General features: G+C 72.3%; 9 protein-coding genes. 4 read left to right on the forward strand and 5 right to left on the reverse strand.

Going from position 1 to position 15,875, the window contains the following annotated elements; translation table 11 throughout:
* The first annotated feature begins 55 nt into the window (after positions 1 to 55).
* Both KBX46_RS12820 and KBX46_RS12825 read left to right on the forward strand, forming a co-directional pair.
* The gene (locus tag KBX46_RS12820) at positions 56 to 1,264 is read left to right on the forward strand and encodes a fatty acid desaturase family protein (protein WP_210792653.1); all 1,209 of its coding nucleotides are present in this window, start codon (positions 56 to 58) and stop codon (positions 1,262 to 1,264) included.
* Positions 1,261 to 2,397, forward strand: a complete 1,137-nt coding sequence (locus KBX46_RS12825; protein ID WP_210792654.1) for an aminotransferase class V-fold PLP-dependent enzyme — start codon at positions 1,261 to 1,263, stop codon at positions 2,395 to 2,397. Before KBX46_RS12820 ends, KBX46_RS12825 begins: the two co-directional genes overlap by 4 nt.
* A 50-nt stretch (positions 2,398 to 2,447) precedes the next feature.
* Here the strand turns inward: KBX46_RS12825 and KBX46_RS12830 are convergent, their stop codons facing one another.
* The 5 genes from KBX46_RS12830 to KBX46_RS12850 all read right to left on the reverse strand — a co-directional run bounded on the left by KBX46_RS12830 (position 2,448) and on the right by KBX46_RS12850 (position 11,142).
* Positions 2,448 to 3,716: a helix-turn-helix domain-containing protein gene (locus KBX46_RS12830; RefSeq protein ID WP_210792655.1), complete on the reverse strand. Its 1,269-nt coding sequence runs from the start codon at positions 3,714 to 3,716 to the stop codon at positions 2,448 to 2,450.
* Between the two features lie 206 nt (positions 3,717 to 3,922).
* A complete protein-coding gene (locus tag KBX46_RS12835) occupies positions 3,923 to 5,338 on the reverse strand; it encodes a glutamine synthetase family protein (RefSeq protein WP_172862006.1) in 1,416 nt (471 codons plus the stop codon).
* On the reverse strand, positions 5,335 to 6,081 hold the full coding sequence (locus KBX46_RS12840) for a thioesterase II family protein (RefSeq protein ID WP_210792656.1): 747 nt from the start codon (positions 6,079 to 6,081) through the stop codon (positions 5,335 to 5,337). Before KBX46_RS12840 ends, KBX46_RS12835 begins: the two co-directional genes overlap by 4 nt.
* Positions 6,082 to 6,086: 5 nt before the next feature.
* Positions 6,087 to 8,054, reverse strand: a complete 1,968-nt coding sequence (locus KBX46_RS12845) for a non-ribosomal peptide synthetase (protein ID WP_210792657.1) — start codon at positions 8,052 to 8,054, stop codon at positions 6,087 to 6,089.
* 79 nt (positions 8,055 to 8,133) lie between these two features.
* Positions 8,134 to 11,142, reverse strand: coding sequence for a type I polyketide synthase (locus KBX46_RS12850; protein ID WP_210792658.1), 3,009 nt, complete (start codon positions 11,140 to 11,142; stop codon positions 8,134 to 8,136).
* A 174-nt stretch (positions 11,143 to 11,316) separates the two neighbouring features.
* Here KBX46_RS12850 and KBX46_RS12855 point away from each other — a divergent pair, with 174 nt between their 5' ends.
* Positions 11,317 to 14,565, forward strand: coding sequence for a non-ribosomal peptide synthetase (locus KBX46_RS12855; RefSeq protein ID WP_210792659.1), 3,249 nt, complete (start codon positions 11,317 to 11,319; stop codon positions 14,563 to 14,565).
* Positions 14,562 to 15,806 (forward strand): cytochrome P450, encoded by a 1,245-nt coding sequence (locus tag KBX46_RS12860; protein ID WP_210792660.1) that lies wholly within the window; start codon positions 14,562 to 14,564, stop codon positions 15,804 to 15,806. Before KBX46_RS12855 ends, KBX46_RS12860 begins: the two co-directional genes overlap by 4 nt.
* Positions 15,807 to 15,875: the final 69 nt, after the last annotated feature.

Here is a 15,875-nt window from a genome sequence, read left to right on the forward strand (position 1 = left end):
GGCGGCCTTTTGCCACGTGCACATTCCGGCGCGTGCCCTCTGCGAGGAGTCTCGAATGGCCTCGGTGAACACCCTCAGCCCGCCCACCGACCTCGACTTCAGCAAGCTGTCTCCCGAGATCCGGCGCGAGCTGCGCAAGCTGTGCCGGTTGGACAACCACCACGGAATACTCGGCGTCCTCTTCGACTACGCGGTCGTGGCATTCGCCGTGTACCTCAGCGTGGGCGTGTCGTACTGGTTCTACCCGGTGTCCCTGGTGCTCATCGGGTCCACCCAGCGTGCCCTGGTCAACCTCCTGCACGAAGCGTCGCACAAGGTGCTGGCACGCAATCAGACCTTGAACCTGGTGCTCAGCACGGTCTTCACCGGGCACCTGGTGTTCCACATGCACAACCCCTACCGCAGCTCACACATCGGCCTCCATCACCGCTACCTCGGTGACCGGGACAAGGACCCCGACTACAGCTTCCACGTGGAGTGCGGCATCTACGATCCGGGCGGCTCCAACCGGGCCTTCTTCCTGCGCAACATTCTTCTTGCGGCTCTGGGTCTGCGAACCCTCGAGTATGTCCGCTACGTGGTGGAGGACCGGCTGCTGTTCCGCGAGGACCAGATTGCCGTCTCGATGCCGATCAGCCTGCGGGCCGAGCGTTGGCTGCTGCTCGGAGTATGGACGGTGCTGCTGACCCCGATCGTGTCCGGCGGCTACCTGCTCGAATTCGTCCTGTTCTGGATTGTGCCGCTGTTCACCACCGCGGTCGCCATCGGCTGGCTGTCCGAACTGGCCGAACACTTCCCGTTGCCGGAGAGCGAGAACAGGCAGATCCTGATGACCCGCAACCGCCACGGCTGGGCCATCGAACGGTTCCTGCTGGGGCGCCACAACGACAACTACCACCTGGTTCACCACCTCAACACCGGCGTGCCCTTCTGGAACATGAAGAAGGCCCACCGGATCCTGCTCGGCGATCCGGCTTACGCGTTGTGGGACGGGATGTGGGCTGGCATCATGACCCGCTCGCCGGGCCGCAGGGACAAGGAAACGCTGATCAGTTACGCCGGGAAATACCGCGAGTGGCGTCGCACCGGCGGCGATCCCGGCGACCCAGGGCAGCGCAGTTTCGCCGAGATCGCCGCGCTGGCCAGGCACTCGTGGACGCCGCCACCGCAACCACAGCCGGCACCGGTGCCCGCTCCAGCACGGCCAGTGGCGGCGCCGCCGGAGCCCGCGGAGTCGCCCGTACCGGCCAGGGCCCGACGATGACGGCTGGCATGATCCACCTCAACACCGCCGGCGCGGGCCTGCCGGCCCCCGGCGTCACGGCCGCGATGACCGGCTACCTCGAGGCGGAGGCCACGGCCGGGCCGTACGAAGCCGAACAGGCCCGTGCCGACGATCTCACCAACCGGGTGTACGCCGTGCTCGCGGACCTTGTCGGTGCGCAAGCGGCGCACATCGCCCTGTTCGCCAGTGCCACCGACGCGTGGTGCCGGATCGCGTGCCATCTCACCCTGCCCCAGGGCAGTCGAATCTGGACGACCCCGTACGAGTACGCGGGCAACCTCATCGCCCTGCAGCGGCTCGCCGCTCGCCGCGGGTGCGCCCTCGAGGTGATCCCGGTGGGCGGCACCGGCGACCTCGACCTGGAGTGGATGCGCGCCCACCTCGACGATCGGGTGGCGCTGGTGTCCGTGGTCCACATGCCGTCGGCGGTCGGGCTGATCCAGCCGGTCGAGCAGATCGGTGCGCTGCTGGCCGGCTCCGCGGCGGTGTACGTGGTGGACGCGTGCCAGACGGTGGGCCAGATCCGCCTCGACGTCGATGCGATCGGCTGCCATGCGCTCACCGCGGCGGGCCGCAAGTTCCTGCGCGGCCCGCGCGGCACCGGCTTCGCCTACCTACGCCCCGACCTGTGGGACCGGATCGACCCCGTGTTCTACGACCTGCACGTCGCGCAGGCGCTGTCGCTGCACGAGCACCGGTGCGACGTGGACACGGCGGCCCGGTTCGAGACCGCCGAACGTGGCAACGCCGCGATACTCGGCCTGCTCGCCGCCGCCGAGTACGCCCGCGCCGCGTCGCCGGCGCCGACAGCCGAGGTGTACGCGGCACTGACCGCCACCATTCGGCAGACACCCGGTGCCCGGCCACTGATGCCCGGCAGCCGACACGGCGGCATCGCGTCCTTCACGCACGACCGGCTGCCGCCGGAACGGATCCGTGACGCCCTCGCCGACGACGGGCTCAACACCTGGGTCGGCGTGGGCGCGCACACTCCGCTGTACCTGGCCGCGGCCGGGATCGAACGGTTCGTGCGCACGTCGGTGCACCACTACAACAGCCTTGCCGACATCGAGGCGTTCGGCCGGTCGCTGCGCCGTGTCTGCGCCGCCTGACCGATGTTGAAATGGCCTGCCGCCGAGGGGCGAACGGGCACCGGACCGGTTCAGCCGGTGGCGGCTCGGCCGGCGAGGGCAGGGCCGTCACCGTACGGCTTGGCCAGGGTCTCCGCGAGGTTGCGCCACAGCTCGGCGGCGAGCTCGACGTTGTGGGCCTCGTCGGCCTGGCGGGCGAGGTCCTGCAGCGCCCGTATGCCGCCGTCGGCCTCACCGCCCAGAATGGACAGGCGCGCGTGCAGGGCGGCGAGCTTGAGCCGATCGCGGAACGACAGCAGCGACCGCTGGGTGGCGGCCGCCTCGCACAGCACGCGCGCGTCGTCGAGCCGCCCCTCGGCGAACGCCAGGTGAGCCTGGAGGCTCTGCAACTCCTGGTGCTGACGCTCGGTGCCGATCAGGTTCAGGACTGGGCCGACAGCATCGAGTGCGGTGCGGGCCTGCGACGGCTGCGCCGGAGTGATCTGCAGATACAGCGAGGCGGCGGCCAGGTGCAGCCGGATCCACAGCTGCAGGTCGTTGCGGCTGTTCGCGCCGGACAACGCCTCCTCCAGATACGCGATGGCGCCGGCGTGGTCACCCTGCCGGGTGCGGACCGTCGCGGCCGACCAGAGCGCCTCGACGTGCAGCGTCCCGCCCGCAGGCTTGGTGAGGTGGCACAACTCGTCGGCATGGGTGCGGGCCTCATCGAGCTGGCCCGCCTCGGCCAGCGCGGAGACGAGGGCCTGCAGGGTCGCCGCGCGGTCGGTGAGCGACAGCTCGTCGGCGATGCTGTGCGCCTGCTGCGCGTACTCCCGGGCGCCGGTGGTGTCGCCGAGGGTGCGCAGGCAACGCGACAGCTGGGTCTGCGCGCGGGCCAGCAGCGGCGCGACGCCGAGTTGCGTGCTCAGCTTGACCAGCTCCTCCAACAGGTGGCGCTGCTCGTCGCGCTCGCCGGCGTCACCGCGGATCTCCGCGAGCAGCCAGAGCGCCTGCCAACGCTCGGCCGGGTCTCGCTGGCCGTCGGTACGCAGCGCCTCGGCCAGTGGTTCGGCGACGCGGTCGTCACCGCTGGCGGAGATCATCGCGGCCAGGATCTGGGTGAACGGGGAAGCCTGCACGACGTTCACCGGGTCGGCGTTCGGGTCTTCCAGGACCGAGGCCGGCACGCCGAGGCGCTGTGCGAGGTACGCCACCACACGGGGGGTCGGACGCCGGGCCCCCGACTCGAGGCGGGAGAGGTAGCCGGTGGAGATTCCACCCTTTGCCAGCGCCGCCTGGGAAAGGCCGCGCTTTTCGCGCAGTGCGCGAAGCCGGGGCCCGAACTCGGACTGCTGCAGCATCTCCAACCCCCAAGGCCAAGGTCTCCGACAACCGACATCAAGCGCCGCAGGTATGACCGCCGGTAATGACTCGGCATTGCCACCGACGGTATGTGGTTGAAAAGGAGTATAGCCACGCCGACGGGCCGCGTGACAGCGTGCCGGCACAGGGGTTGCCTCGACGGGTTGCCGACGCATTGCCGCGTCGGCAACCCTGCGTATCCGGGTCAGAACCGGGTGTTGTGCAGGGCGTACACCTCCGACTCGGGCATCGCCGCCAGGTCGCGGACGTCTGCGCGCTTGATCGCGGTGTAGAGGTCCCGGCGGGGCGAACCCAGCACCGACATCAACAGCTCGTCGCGCTCCAACGCGGCAACCGCCTCAGCCAGGCTGGCGGGCAGGACGGTGACCCCGCGGCGCCGCAGTTCCGCGTCGGACAGGGTGTTCGGGTCGACGGTCAGTGGCGGGCCTGGATCGAGCCGCCGCCGTACCCCGTCCAACCCGGCATGGATGACGGCGCCCAGCGCCAGGTACGGGTTGGCGGTGCCGTCGCATGGTTTGATCTCGACGTTGGTGGTGCCGGACTCGTCGCCGCCCAGCACCGACGGGACCCGGACGGCGGCCTCGCGGTTGTCGAAGCCGTAACACCCGTAGGCACCGGCCCACCTGCCCCGCACCAGCCGCGCGTAACTGTTGACACTGGGGCACAGCAGGGCGGTGAGCGCTGGCAGGTGCGTCAGCACCCCGGCGATGAAGTGGTGCGCGACGTCCGACAGTCCCGCCCCGGGCGCGGCGAACGCGTTGCCGTCGCGCCAGAGGGACACGTGCAGGTGGTTGCCATTGCCGCGCAGCCCCGAAAGCGGCACCGGGGCGAACGTGGCGCGCAGCCCGTGCTGCCGGGCCAGACCACGGGTGAGTATCCGCTGCCACACGTGGTTGTCGGCGGCACGCAGTGCCGGGGCGGGCCGGACCGTGACCTCGTGCTGGCCCGGAGAGGTCTCCGGGTGGTACTGCTCCACCGCCACACCGACCGAGCGCAGGGCGCGGATCAGCGCGATCACGTAGCCGTTGGTGACGTCGAACGCCTCGTTGTCGAGCGTGAGCCCGTCGTCGAACGGCACCCCGTCGCGCAGCAGCGTGAACTCCGGTTCGAACGCGGCCACGACGGCGTACCCCTCCTGGTGGGCCTCGGCCACGGCGTCGCGGAGGAACGCTCGCGGACACGCACCCCACGGGGCACCGTCCCTGGTGAGCAGGTCACCGAGCATCGCCGCGGAGCCCGGCGCGTGCGGCAGCAGCGCCAGGGTGTCCGGGTCGGCGGAGATGCGCACCTCGTCCATCACCGCGAACCCCGGCACCGGCTGGGCCTGGTCCAGCAGGCTCGCCGCCTGGCGACCCACCGACAGCGGCACCCCCGACCGTAGCCGGCCGGGCAGCACCTCCCGGCCCACGCCCTTGCCCCGGAGGATCCCGTTGTGGTCCACCCACAGGAAGCGGACGATCTCCAGGTCGTGCCGCTCGACCAGTGCCAGGACGTCCGCCGCGGTCCGGCGCGGCGACCCGTCCACGGGACCGACATCGTCGGCGGGCGAACGGGGCAGGCCGGTGGTCACAGATCCCAGCGCGGCGGAGGTGATCGTCACGGCCCACTCCTCACCGGCGCGGGCAGGCAGTCGCCCAGCAGCGCCAGCGGCGGCTCGGCCACCAGGTAGAAGTGGTCGCCACGGACACCGTACGCGCGGACCGTCCCGGTGGTCAGCGTCGACCACGGGCGGCAGTCGGCGTCGTCGTCGGCGTCGCCCACGATCGTCGTCACCGGGCACCGCAGCATCGGCCCCGCGCCCGGTTCGTACGCGTGGAACATCCGGCCGTCGGCACGCACGTACGGCAGGACCAACTCCTGGAACTCGGGGTCGGCGGCCAACTCCGGGTCGGTGCCGCCGAGCGTCAGCAGGCGCTGCACGACCGCCGCGTCGTTCAGGTCGTCCGGGTCCGACAACTGCTCCGGCCCTGGGTACGGCGCGTCGCGCGATCCGGACGCGAACAGGTGGAACGGCTCGATCCCACGCTCCTGCAGCGCGACAGCGGTCTCCAGGGCGATGGCCGCGCCCATGCTGTGACCGAACAGGATCAGCGGGCGGTCCGCCAACGGCACCAGCGCGTCGGTGATCTGCGTGGCGAGCCGGCGAAGGTCGGTGGGCGGTGGTTCGGCGATCCGGTGCGCGCGGCCGGGATAGCAGACAGCGTGCACCTCGACGCCGGGCAGACGCCCGCCCCACGAATGGAACATGGCGGCGGAGCCGCCCGCGTGGGGGAAGCACACCAGACGCACGTCCGGGTCGGTGAGCGGCGCGGGGCACCGCAGCCAGGTGGTGGATTCGCGCATCGTCATCACTCTGCCTCCTGCATCAGGCCGGTACGCCGGGCGCGCAGCGCGCGGGCCCGCTGGGCACGGGCGGAGCGGGCCTCGCCGGTGGCCGTGTCGGCGTCGGCCGCGTCGCCGCCGTCGCGCAGCAGCGCCACCTGCGACGCCACAGTGGTGTGCTGGAACAGGGCGACCACCGACAGTCGGCACCCGGTACGCCGCTCCAGCGTGTCTCGTAGCCGGAACATCGCCAGCGAGTGACCGCCCAGGTCGAAGAAGTTGACGTCGGCGGGGACGTCGTCGCGCTGCAGCACATCGGTCCACGCCGCACTGACCTGCACGGCCAGCTCGGCCGGGTCCGCTGTGGGCGGCCGGGCCGGTCCGGCCGGCGTCGCCGCCTCGGCGGTCACGGGGCCGGCGTCGGCCAGGCTGCGCAGTGCGGCCCGATCGGTCTTGCCGTTGGCCGTGCGCGGGAAGTGGTCCAGGACCACGATCCGGCTCGGCACCATGACCGCCGGAACCCGGTCGGCCAACTGCCCTCGCAGGGACTCCGGAGCAGCTCCGGCGAGAGATAGGACGAAGCCGACCAGCTCGGTGTCACCGGCGGCGGGGACGACCACGGCCTCGCGGACGCCGGGCAGCGCGCACAGCTGTGCCTCGACGGCCGAAAGCTCGATCCGATGACCGCGGACCTTGACCTGATGGTCCCGGCGACCGAGGAACTCCAGGGTGCCGTCGTTGGTCCACCGGCACAGGTCACCGGTGCGGTACATCCGCTCGCCCGGGATGGCCGCGAACGGATCGTCGCGGAACGCCCGGGCCGTGGCCTCGGGCCGCCCGTGGTAGCCGCGGGCCACACCGGCGCCGGCCACGTACAGCTCGCCCGACTCGCCGACGGGGACCGGGCACAGCTGCTCGTCCAGGACGTACACCCGGGCGCCGGGGATGGGGCGGCCGATGGTCACCGGGGCTGGTGCGGTGAAACGCTGGTAGGTCGCCCACACGGTCGCCTCCGTCGGGCCGTACTCGTTCACCAGCTCGCAGCGACCGGAGGTCTCGACGAAGTGCCGCTCCACCAGCTCCTGCGGCAGGGCCTCACCGGCCACGATCGCGGTTCGCAGCGACTCCAGGCGGCCCCCTCCCATGCGCGCGGCGGCATCGAGAAGGTAGCTGTACAGCGAGGGGATGCACAGCAGATGGGTGGCCCGGTGGTCGTCGACCAGTCTGACCAACTGCTCCGGGTCGCGTACCTGCGCGCCGGTTGCCACGATCAGGCAGCCGCCTGCGGTCAGCGTGCCCCACAGGCCGGCCACCGAGGAATCGAAGCTGAGCGGGGACACCAGCAGGAACGTGGGTTCGCCCGGGTAGACCAGGCGCCGGGCCAGGGTCGAGGCGGCCAACTGCCCGTGCTCGACCACCACGCCCTTGGGCTCCCCGGTGCTGCCGGAGGTGTAGATGAGGTACGCCGGGTCGGTGAGCAGCACGGGGACGTCGACCGGTGCCCCGTCGGTGCCGGCGGCGGTGTCGCCTGCCGTGACCGGCACCAGGGGCAGGCCCGTGCCCGCCAGACGGTTCGCGGTGCCGTCACTGACCAGGGCCGCGCTGACCTGGGCATCGGCGAGGATCTCGGTCAACCGCTGGTCGGGCTGGCCGGGGTCCAGGGGTACGTACGCCGCGCCGCAGCGCAGCACGGCGAGGATGGCGGCGACGGTGGCCGTGCTGGCTTCGGCGAGGACCGCCACCCGGTCGCCGCGGCCCACACCGGCGTTCGTGAGCGCGGCGGCGATTCGGGAGCTGCGTGCGCCGAGTTCGGCGTAGCTCATCTCGTCGGTGCCGCAGCGCACCGCCGGCCGGGACGGCGTGCGCGCGGCCACCGCGGTCACCAGGTCCGGCACCGGCGGCAGCGGACCGTCCGGCAGGGGACCGCCGAGGTACGCCGGGCACGGCAGGTCGGACGGTGTGCCCAGCGGCGGGGTTATCGACAGCGTGGTCATGGACGAGCTCCTTCTTCCCTGGTGACAAGGGTGCGGACGGAGGTGCGGTAGCGGCGGACGGCGGCCGCCCCGGCGTCGATCAGCCAACCGCGACAGGTGCGCGGTCGCTGTCGACCAGGGCTCGGCACATCGACGTGTGATCGCCGAGCGTCGGGCGGGTCATGAGGTCGCGGATCGGCACCCGGATGCCGAGTTCGGTACGTAGCCGGCGAGCCAGGTGGGTGATGCTCAGCGAGTCGCCGCCCAGCGCGAAGAAGTCGGCGTCATCGGACAACTGGTCCCGACCGAGCAGATCGGTCCACAGCCGGCCGAGCAGCGACGGCACGTCCTGCTCGAAGGCCCTGGCCGGTCGGTCGGCGCCGGGCGCCGCGCCGATGCCGCTGTCGCGCCCGGTCGCGAACGCGGTCGCAGCCGGCGCCGGGGCGGTGACGGGCAGCGGGACGACAGCCGGCGGGTTGTGCCCGGCGGGTGCCGGTCTGGCCTCGGCGGCCAGGTGGCGTGGCCCGTGGAAGGCGTAGCCGGGAAGGTGGACGCGGCGCCCGGTGAGGCACGTCGCGTCGATGTCCACCGGCTGACCGATGGTCCACAGTCGTCCCAGGGCGTCGGGCATCGCCTCGTCGTCGGCGCCGGGCCGACCGCCGCACAGCGGCACGGCGGTGAGGCCGCCGCTCTCCACCAGAGTGGACAGTGCGTGGCCTGGCCCGACCTCGACCACGACCGCATCGGTGAACCGCTCGGCCAGCCGTCGCAGTGATGGTCCGAACCGCACCGTGTGGCGCGCCTGTGCGGTGAACAGGGTCGCGCCAACAGGGGCTCCCGGGAGGAGCAGTTCACCGCTGTTGGTTGCCCACGGCAGCGTGGGCGGTCCGAGTCGCATCCCGGCCAGTGCCTCCCGCAGTGGCGCGTCCGCGGCGTCGACGAGCGCGGTGTGGAACGCGCGCCGGCAGCGCAGCCGCCGCGCACGCACCCGGCCGTTCAGCCAGGCCTCAAAAGTGTCGACGACGTCCGGCGGGCCGGCCACCACGGTGTGGTCGGGAGAGTTGACGGCGGCGGTCTCCAGCGCCAGGCCGGATGCGCGTACCAGGTCAGCGGTCTCCTGTTCGCCGCAGGTCAGGGCGAGCATGGCACCGGGTGGGCACTGCTGCATGGCCGCCCCGCGCACGGTCACCAGCCGGGCGGCGTCGGCCAGGTCGAGCACACCGGCCACGCACGCGGCAGTGATCTCGCCGAGACTGTGCCCGGTGACGGCCGCCGGGTGCAGGCCGAGCTCGCGCAGCGCCATCGCGGCGGCGTACTCCACAGCGAACAGGGCGGGCTGGGCCAGGGCGGTCTCGGCCAGGTCGTCGGCGGGAAACCCGGGGTCGAGCAGCGCGCGGCCGACCAGTTCAGCGGTGGTGGGGTCGTACTCGTCGAGCACTGTCGCCAGCGCGGCGCTGAAGCCCGGCAGGTCGGCGGCCAGCGGCCGGGCCATGCCGGGGTACTGGGCGCCCTGCCCGGGAAAGGCGAACACCAGCGGTGCCGGGCCGGTCGTGGGCACGCGGCCGTGCGCGGTGGTGCCACGGGACTCCAGCCGCTCGGCGAGTTCGTCGGTGTCGGTTCCCACGACGGCGAGTCGCTCGGCCAGGTGTGCTCGGCCGGTAGCCAGGGTGCGCACCACGTCCTGCGGCAGGACGTCGTGGGTGCGGAGGTGCGCGGCGAGCCGGGTGGCGGCGCGGTCGAGCGCGGCATCATCGGCTGCGGACAGCACGACCAGGTGGCGGCCGGGGCGGGCGCCGCGGGGGGCGGTGCTGTCGACCGGGGGCTGCTCCACGACCACGTGGGCGTTGGTGCCGCCGACGCCGAACGCGCTGACCCCGGCGCGCCGAGGTTCCGTGCCGGGCCATGACCGAGCCTGCTCGGGCACGTACAGCGGCGACCCGTCGTGTTCGAGGAGCGGGTTGAGCGTGCTGTGTCCGGCGACCGGAGGGATCACCCCTTCCCGGACCACCATGATCGCCTTGATCAGGCCGGCCACACCCGCGGCGTTGTCGAGGTGGCCGGTGTTCGCCTTCAGTGCGCCCACAGCGACCTGGCCGGGGCGGGCACCACTCGCGCGCAGGGCCGCGGATGCGGCCGCCCACTCGATGGGGTCGCCGATGCGGGTGCCGGTGCCGTGGCTCTCCAGGTATCCGATGGAGTCGCCGTCGACGTCGGCGGCCCGCAGGGCAGCGCGGATGACGGCCTGTTGGCCTTCGACGGACGGCGCGTAGTAGCCCGCCTTCGCCGAGCCGTCGTTGTTGATGGCGGTACCCAGGATGACCCCGTGCGGGGCGGGACCGTCGTCGAGGGCGTCGGCGAGGCGCCGCAGCACCACGCAGGCGACACCGGACCCGGCGACGATGCCGTCGGCGCTGGCGTCGAACGGGCGGCAGTGACCGGTGGGGGAGTGGATGCCGCCGGGCACGTGCAGGTGCCCCGCCTGTGGGAAGGCCATCCCGGCGGCGACCACGAGCGCCTGGTCGCAGTCGCCGTTGAGCAGTGCCTGCACGGCGAGGTGTACCGCCACCAGCGACGACGAGCAGGCGGTCTGCACCGCCAGTGCGGGGCCGTTCAGGTTCAGCCGGTAGGACAGGAGGCTGGCCAGGAAGTCGGGCTCGGTGCCGTGCAGCGCGTCCTCCAGTGTCAGCGGCGTGAGCTGGCCGCCGGCCACCATCCGCCGCAGGTAGTCGCTGCTGCTGGCGCTGGCGAACACACCGGTGGTGAGGCCGGTGTCGAGCGGGTTGGCGCCGGCGTCCTCAAGGGCCGACCAGGCGCACTCCAGCATCAGCCGGTGCTGCGGGTCGAGCATCTCGGCCTCGCGCGGGCTCATCCGGAACAGCACGTGGTCGAACCGGTCGGCGTCGGCGAGGTGGCCGTGCACCGCCACGTAGTCCGGGTCGTCGAGCAGGTCCGGGGGCACCCCTTCGGAGGCGAGTTCCTGTCGCTGGTAACGACGGGTGAGCACCCGGCCGGCAGTGAGAGCGTCCCACCACTGGGTCAGCTCCGATGAGCCGGGAAACCTGCCGGCCATGCCGGATACGGCGATGTCGAGGGAACGGTCGCGTGCCATGCACCCACCTTTGATCGGTCACCAGGAGCACCGTCCGGCGTGGATCGATGCGGTCTACATGCCCGGGCTTGCCAGTAGGTTGCCAGATTAGGCAATGTCATGGCAACGTTCGTGTTGAACATGGCGACGCACGTCGCCTGATCACCCCGAGAGGTACCGACGAGGGGAAACAGCGTGCACGCAGACCCGCGATGGTCGGTCGGCTCGCCCAACACCGCTCCGGCGGAAGGGCTGCACCAGACCGTGGCCCGGCAGGCGCGGTGCCGACCCGGCGCCGCCGCCGTCGTGGAGGGCCCTCGCACGATCACGTACGCGCAGCTCGACGCCGCCGCGGATGCCTGGGCGGCGGGCCTGGTCGCCGCCGGGGTGCGACCCGGCGACCGGGTGCCGATCCTGCTGCCACGCAGCGCCGACCTGGTCGTCGCGCTGCTGGCAGTGCTCAAGACCGGAGCCGCCTACTGCCTGCTGCCGCCGGACTGGCCCGCGCCGCGCCTCGACGCCGTGCTCACGGACCTGCGGCCCCCACTGGTGGTCACCGGCACCGAACCAGCCGGGGACCTTGCGGTGCCGGCATGGCCGATCTCGGCCGCACCGGTCAGCGCGGGCCCCGGTTTCCGGTCCGTGGCCGTCGCCGCTGCCGACCCGTGTTGCGTCTTCTTCACCTCCGGCACGACCGGCCGGCCGAAGGGGGTGGTCAGCCCGCACGGGGCCACCGCCCGCCTGTTGCAGCCCGGCGGCTTCGCCCGCTTCGACCACCGGACGGTGATCCCGCTCGCGGCCGCCACCCCCTGGGACGCGTTCTCCCTCGAACTGTGGTCCGCCCTGCTCAACGGGGGCACCTCGGTGATCGTGGCCGATCCCTACCTGTCGGCGTCGGCCCTGCGCCACGGGGTGGCCCGGCACGGTGCGAACACCGCGTGGTGCACCGCAAGCCTGTTCAACCTGATCATGGACGAGGCGCCCGACGCGTTCGAGGGCCTGGACCAGGTGATGATCGGCGGGGAGCGGCTGTCCGTGCCGCACGTACGCCGGTTCCTGGCGCTGCATCCCGACACCGTCCTGCTCAACGGTTACGGCCCGGTCGAGTGCACGGTCTTCGCCACCACCCACCGCATCCGCGCCGACGACTGCGAGCGGCCCGGCGGCATTCCACTCGGGCGACCCGTGCCCGGCACCGAGGTGTACGTGTTGGACGGACAGCGCCCCTGCGCTGTCGGCGAAACCGGCGAGATCTGCCTGGCCGGCGACGGCCTGGCGATCGAGTACCTCGGTGACCCCGCCCTCACCGCCGCCAAGTTCACCCGGATCCGCGTCGGCGATCGTGACGTCCGCGTCTACCGCACCGGCGACCTCGGCACCTGGGACGAGGACGGACTGCTGCACCTGACCGGCCGCGCCGACCGTCAGCTCAAGATCCGTGGCAACCGGGTGGAGCCGGCCGAGGTCGAACGCCAGATCGAGGAACTGCTCTCCGACGTACGACACTGCCGGGTGGTGGCCCGCGCCACCGGCCGCGGCGACCGGGAGCTGGTGGCGTTCTGCGTGCCCGTCCGCGACGGTGACCCGCTGCCCGAGGCGTCGTCCCGGATCCGCGACGCGCTCGTCGCCTACCACCGTCCGGCCGCAGTGGTCAGCGTCGCCGCGTTTCCGCTCACCGCCCAGGGCAAGCTGGACGAGCGGGCGCTGCTGGCGCTGCTGACACCCCCCGCTGTCAACTCCGACCCGGCCGCGGGCTGCGACCCGGCCACCCTCGGCGACCCGGTGCTGCGCGACGTCGCCGAGTGCGCCGCCGCCGTCCTCGGTGTCGGCACGATCCCGCTGGACACGCCGTTCCCCGAGATGGGCCTGACCTCGCTCGACGCCGGCCGGGTGTGTGCCCGTCTCTCGGCGCGCACCGGCATTCCGGTGCCGGTGTCCTGGGTGTACGAGTGCCCGACAGTCACCGGCCTCGCTCGCCGGCTGTCCGACGCGACCGCCGTCGCGGGGGCAGGGCGGGAGGCGGCCCTGTCAGTACCCGACGACGACGCGGCCCCGCTGACCGCCGTTCAGGTCATGCAACTGACCCGGGAACTGCTGAACCCGGCCGACCGTACCGGGCACTGCCTGCTCAGCTGGGTCGTCGAGGGCGAACTCGACAGGTCGGCCCTGTCCGTCGCGATCGCTGCCGTACACCTGCGGCACGAGTCACTGCGCGCGGCATACCTGCTCGACCCGGAGCCGGCGGCGTGTCCCGACGACGTGCCGGCGCCCGCGCTGACTGTGCTGCCGCCGCAGGCCGGCGTCGACGCGGCCCTCGCCGCCGCCCGCGAGGCGCTCGCCGCGCCGCTCGCACCGCAGGACGCCCAGGTGTGGCACACCGTCCTCGTGCCTGTCGACGTGCTGGAGCCGGCAGCGCCCACGGCCGTGTTCGGATGCGCGGTGCACCACGTCGCCTTCGACGGCTGGTCCGAGGCCGTCCTCGCCAACGATCTCGGCACCGCGTACCGGATCGCCCTGGGCGACGCCGACCCCGACCGGCTCGCGGTCGCGCTCGGGCCCGGCCCCGCCCTGGCCGACCTGGTCCGCGCCGAACTGGCCCGCTGCCGACTGGCCGAGCCCGAACGCCGCCTCGCCGAGGTGCGCGCCGCCCTGGCGGGTGTGCCGCCGTTGCGGTGGTCGTCCGATCCGTCAACCCTCGACGGCGATGGCACGGAATCCGACGGCCGCGTTGCACCCGCCGAGAGCGCCGCAGCCGACGGTATGACCGCGTTCGACCCCTCTACAGGCACGACGGCACCAACCGCGATCGTGCCGATCAGGTCGCGCCGGCAACCCGAGCGGGTCGAGGTCAGGCTGGCCGCGGACGCCCTCGCGGCCGTTGACGCCGCCGCCGCAGCAGCCAACGTCACCCGCTTCGTCGTCCTCCTCGCCCTCTGGGCGGCCAGCGTCGCCGACGTCACCGGCCAGCGGGACGTCGCCTTCGGGGTGCCGGTGGCCCGCCGCGACGACCCTGCCCTGGTACGCGCGATCGGCTGCCACATCACCATGGTCTGCCTGCGACTGCGCGATGCCGCGTGCGCCGGTGACACCGGTGCGGTCCGGATCGTGGGCCGTACCGTCCAGCAGATGCTCGCGGCCCAGAGTCTGGCCGGGTTCCACCTGCTCGGCGAGACCGGGCGGCCACCGGCGTACCAGACGCTGTTCGCCTACCAGAACAATGCCGTACCCGAGCTGGAGCTTCCGGACGCCCGCGTCACCTTCGTCCGGCAGCCGTATCTCGACCTGCCCTTGGAGTTGCACGCCGAGCTGTGGCCCGACGGCGACGGCCTGCGGCTGGAGGTCACCTACAACCCCGCGGTGGTCACCGGGAAAACCGCGGCCGACCTCGCCAAGCACTTTTCCGAGTACGTGTACAGCCAGGCGACGGGAGCAGTCCGGCCATGACCATCAGCACCATTCCGGCCACCACCACCGAGCCAGCGGAGATCGACGCGTCCGGCCGGGCCATTGCCGGCACGCCGCCGCTGTCCCGGCTCACCGACTCGGACCTGTACGCCACCGGCGATCCGCACCCACTGTGGGCGTGGATGCGCGCCGAAGCCCCGGTGCACTGGCAGCCCGCGACCGAGCTGCCCGGATTCTGGTCACTGACCAGGCATGCGGACATCCGAGCGGTCTACCAGGACAGCGCCACGTTCAGCTCGGCGCAGGGCGTGCTGCTGCGGCCAGCCGCAGCTGGCCCCGATCCGGGCGGCAACCTCACGCTCGCGCTCACCGACGCCCCCCGCCACAAGCAGCTGCGGACACTGATGGCCGGTTGGTTCAACACCCGCGCGGTGCGGGCGTTGGAGGGCTACGTGCGCGCCAGTGTCCAGGGCGTCCTGGACCGCGCGGCAGAGCAGGACACCTGCGACTTCGCGACCGACGTGGCGGGACGGCTGTCCCTGATGACGATCGCGCACATCCTCGGGGTGCCCGAAGCCGACCACGACAAGCTGTACCGATGGACCGACGAGGCTTTCGCGGCCCACAGCTCGCTCGTCTCCCACCCCGACATCGTCGACTACTTCATGGACCTGCTGTACCGCCGGATGGAGGAACCGACCGACGACCTGGTGAGCGCGCTGCTGCACGGCACCGTGGGCGGTGACCTGCTCACCGAGATCGAGGTCGTGCTCAACTGCGAGAACCTCATCGGCGCCACCGAGAACGGCCGGCTGGCCCTCATTGGCGGGGCACAGGCGTTACTCGAACACCCGCAGCAGTGGAAACGCCTCGCTCAGGACCGTGCGCTGTTGCCCAGCGCGATCGAGGAGATCATGCGGTGGACATCGAGCGCCACCCACAGCGTGCGGACCGCCACGCGCCCGTACCAACTGCGCGGGCAGCGCATCGCCCCCGGCGACAAGGTCGTGCTCTGGCTTCCCTCCGCCAACCGTGACGAGGACGTGTTCACCAACCCGTACGAGTTCGACATCACGCGTACGCCGAATCGGCACATCGCCCTCGCCGTCGGTGAGCACTTCTGCATCGGTGCCACGCTGGCCCGGGCACAGATGCGGGTGCTCTTCTCCGAGTTGCTCGACGGGGCGTACGCGATCGAGTTGGACGGCCCCGCCCGCCGCGTCAGCTCGATCGCTGTCAACGGCACGGAGAGCCTGCCGGTCCGGCTGCGGGCGCGGTAACCGGCGACCACCGCCGCGCCCGCCCGGCAATCAGGCCCCGATCACTCGGCGTCCTGGAGCCGCGGTGGT

Origin of the sequence: Micromonospora sp. C81, from assembly GCF_018070425.1 — a bacterium.
Lineage (GTDB): Bacteria > Actinomycetota > Actinomycetes > Mycobacteriales > Micromonosporaceae > Micromonospora > Micromonospora zamorensis.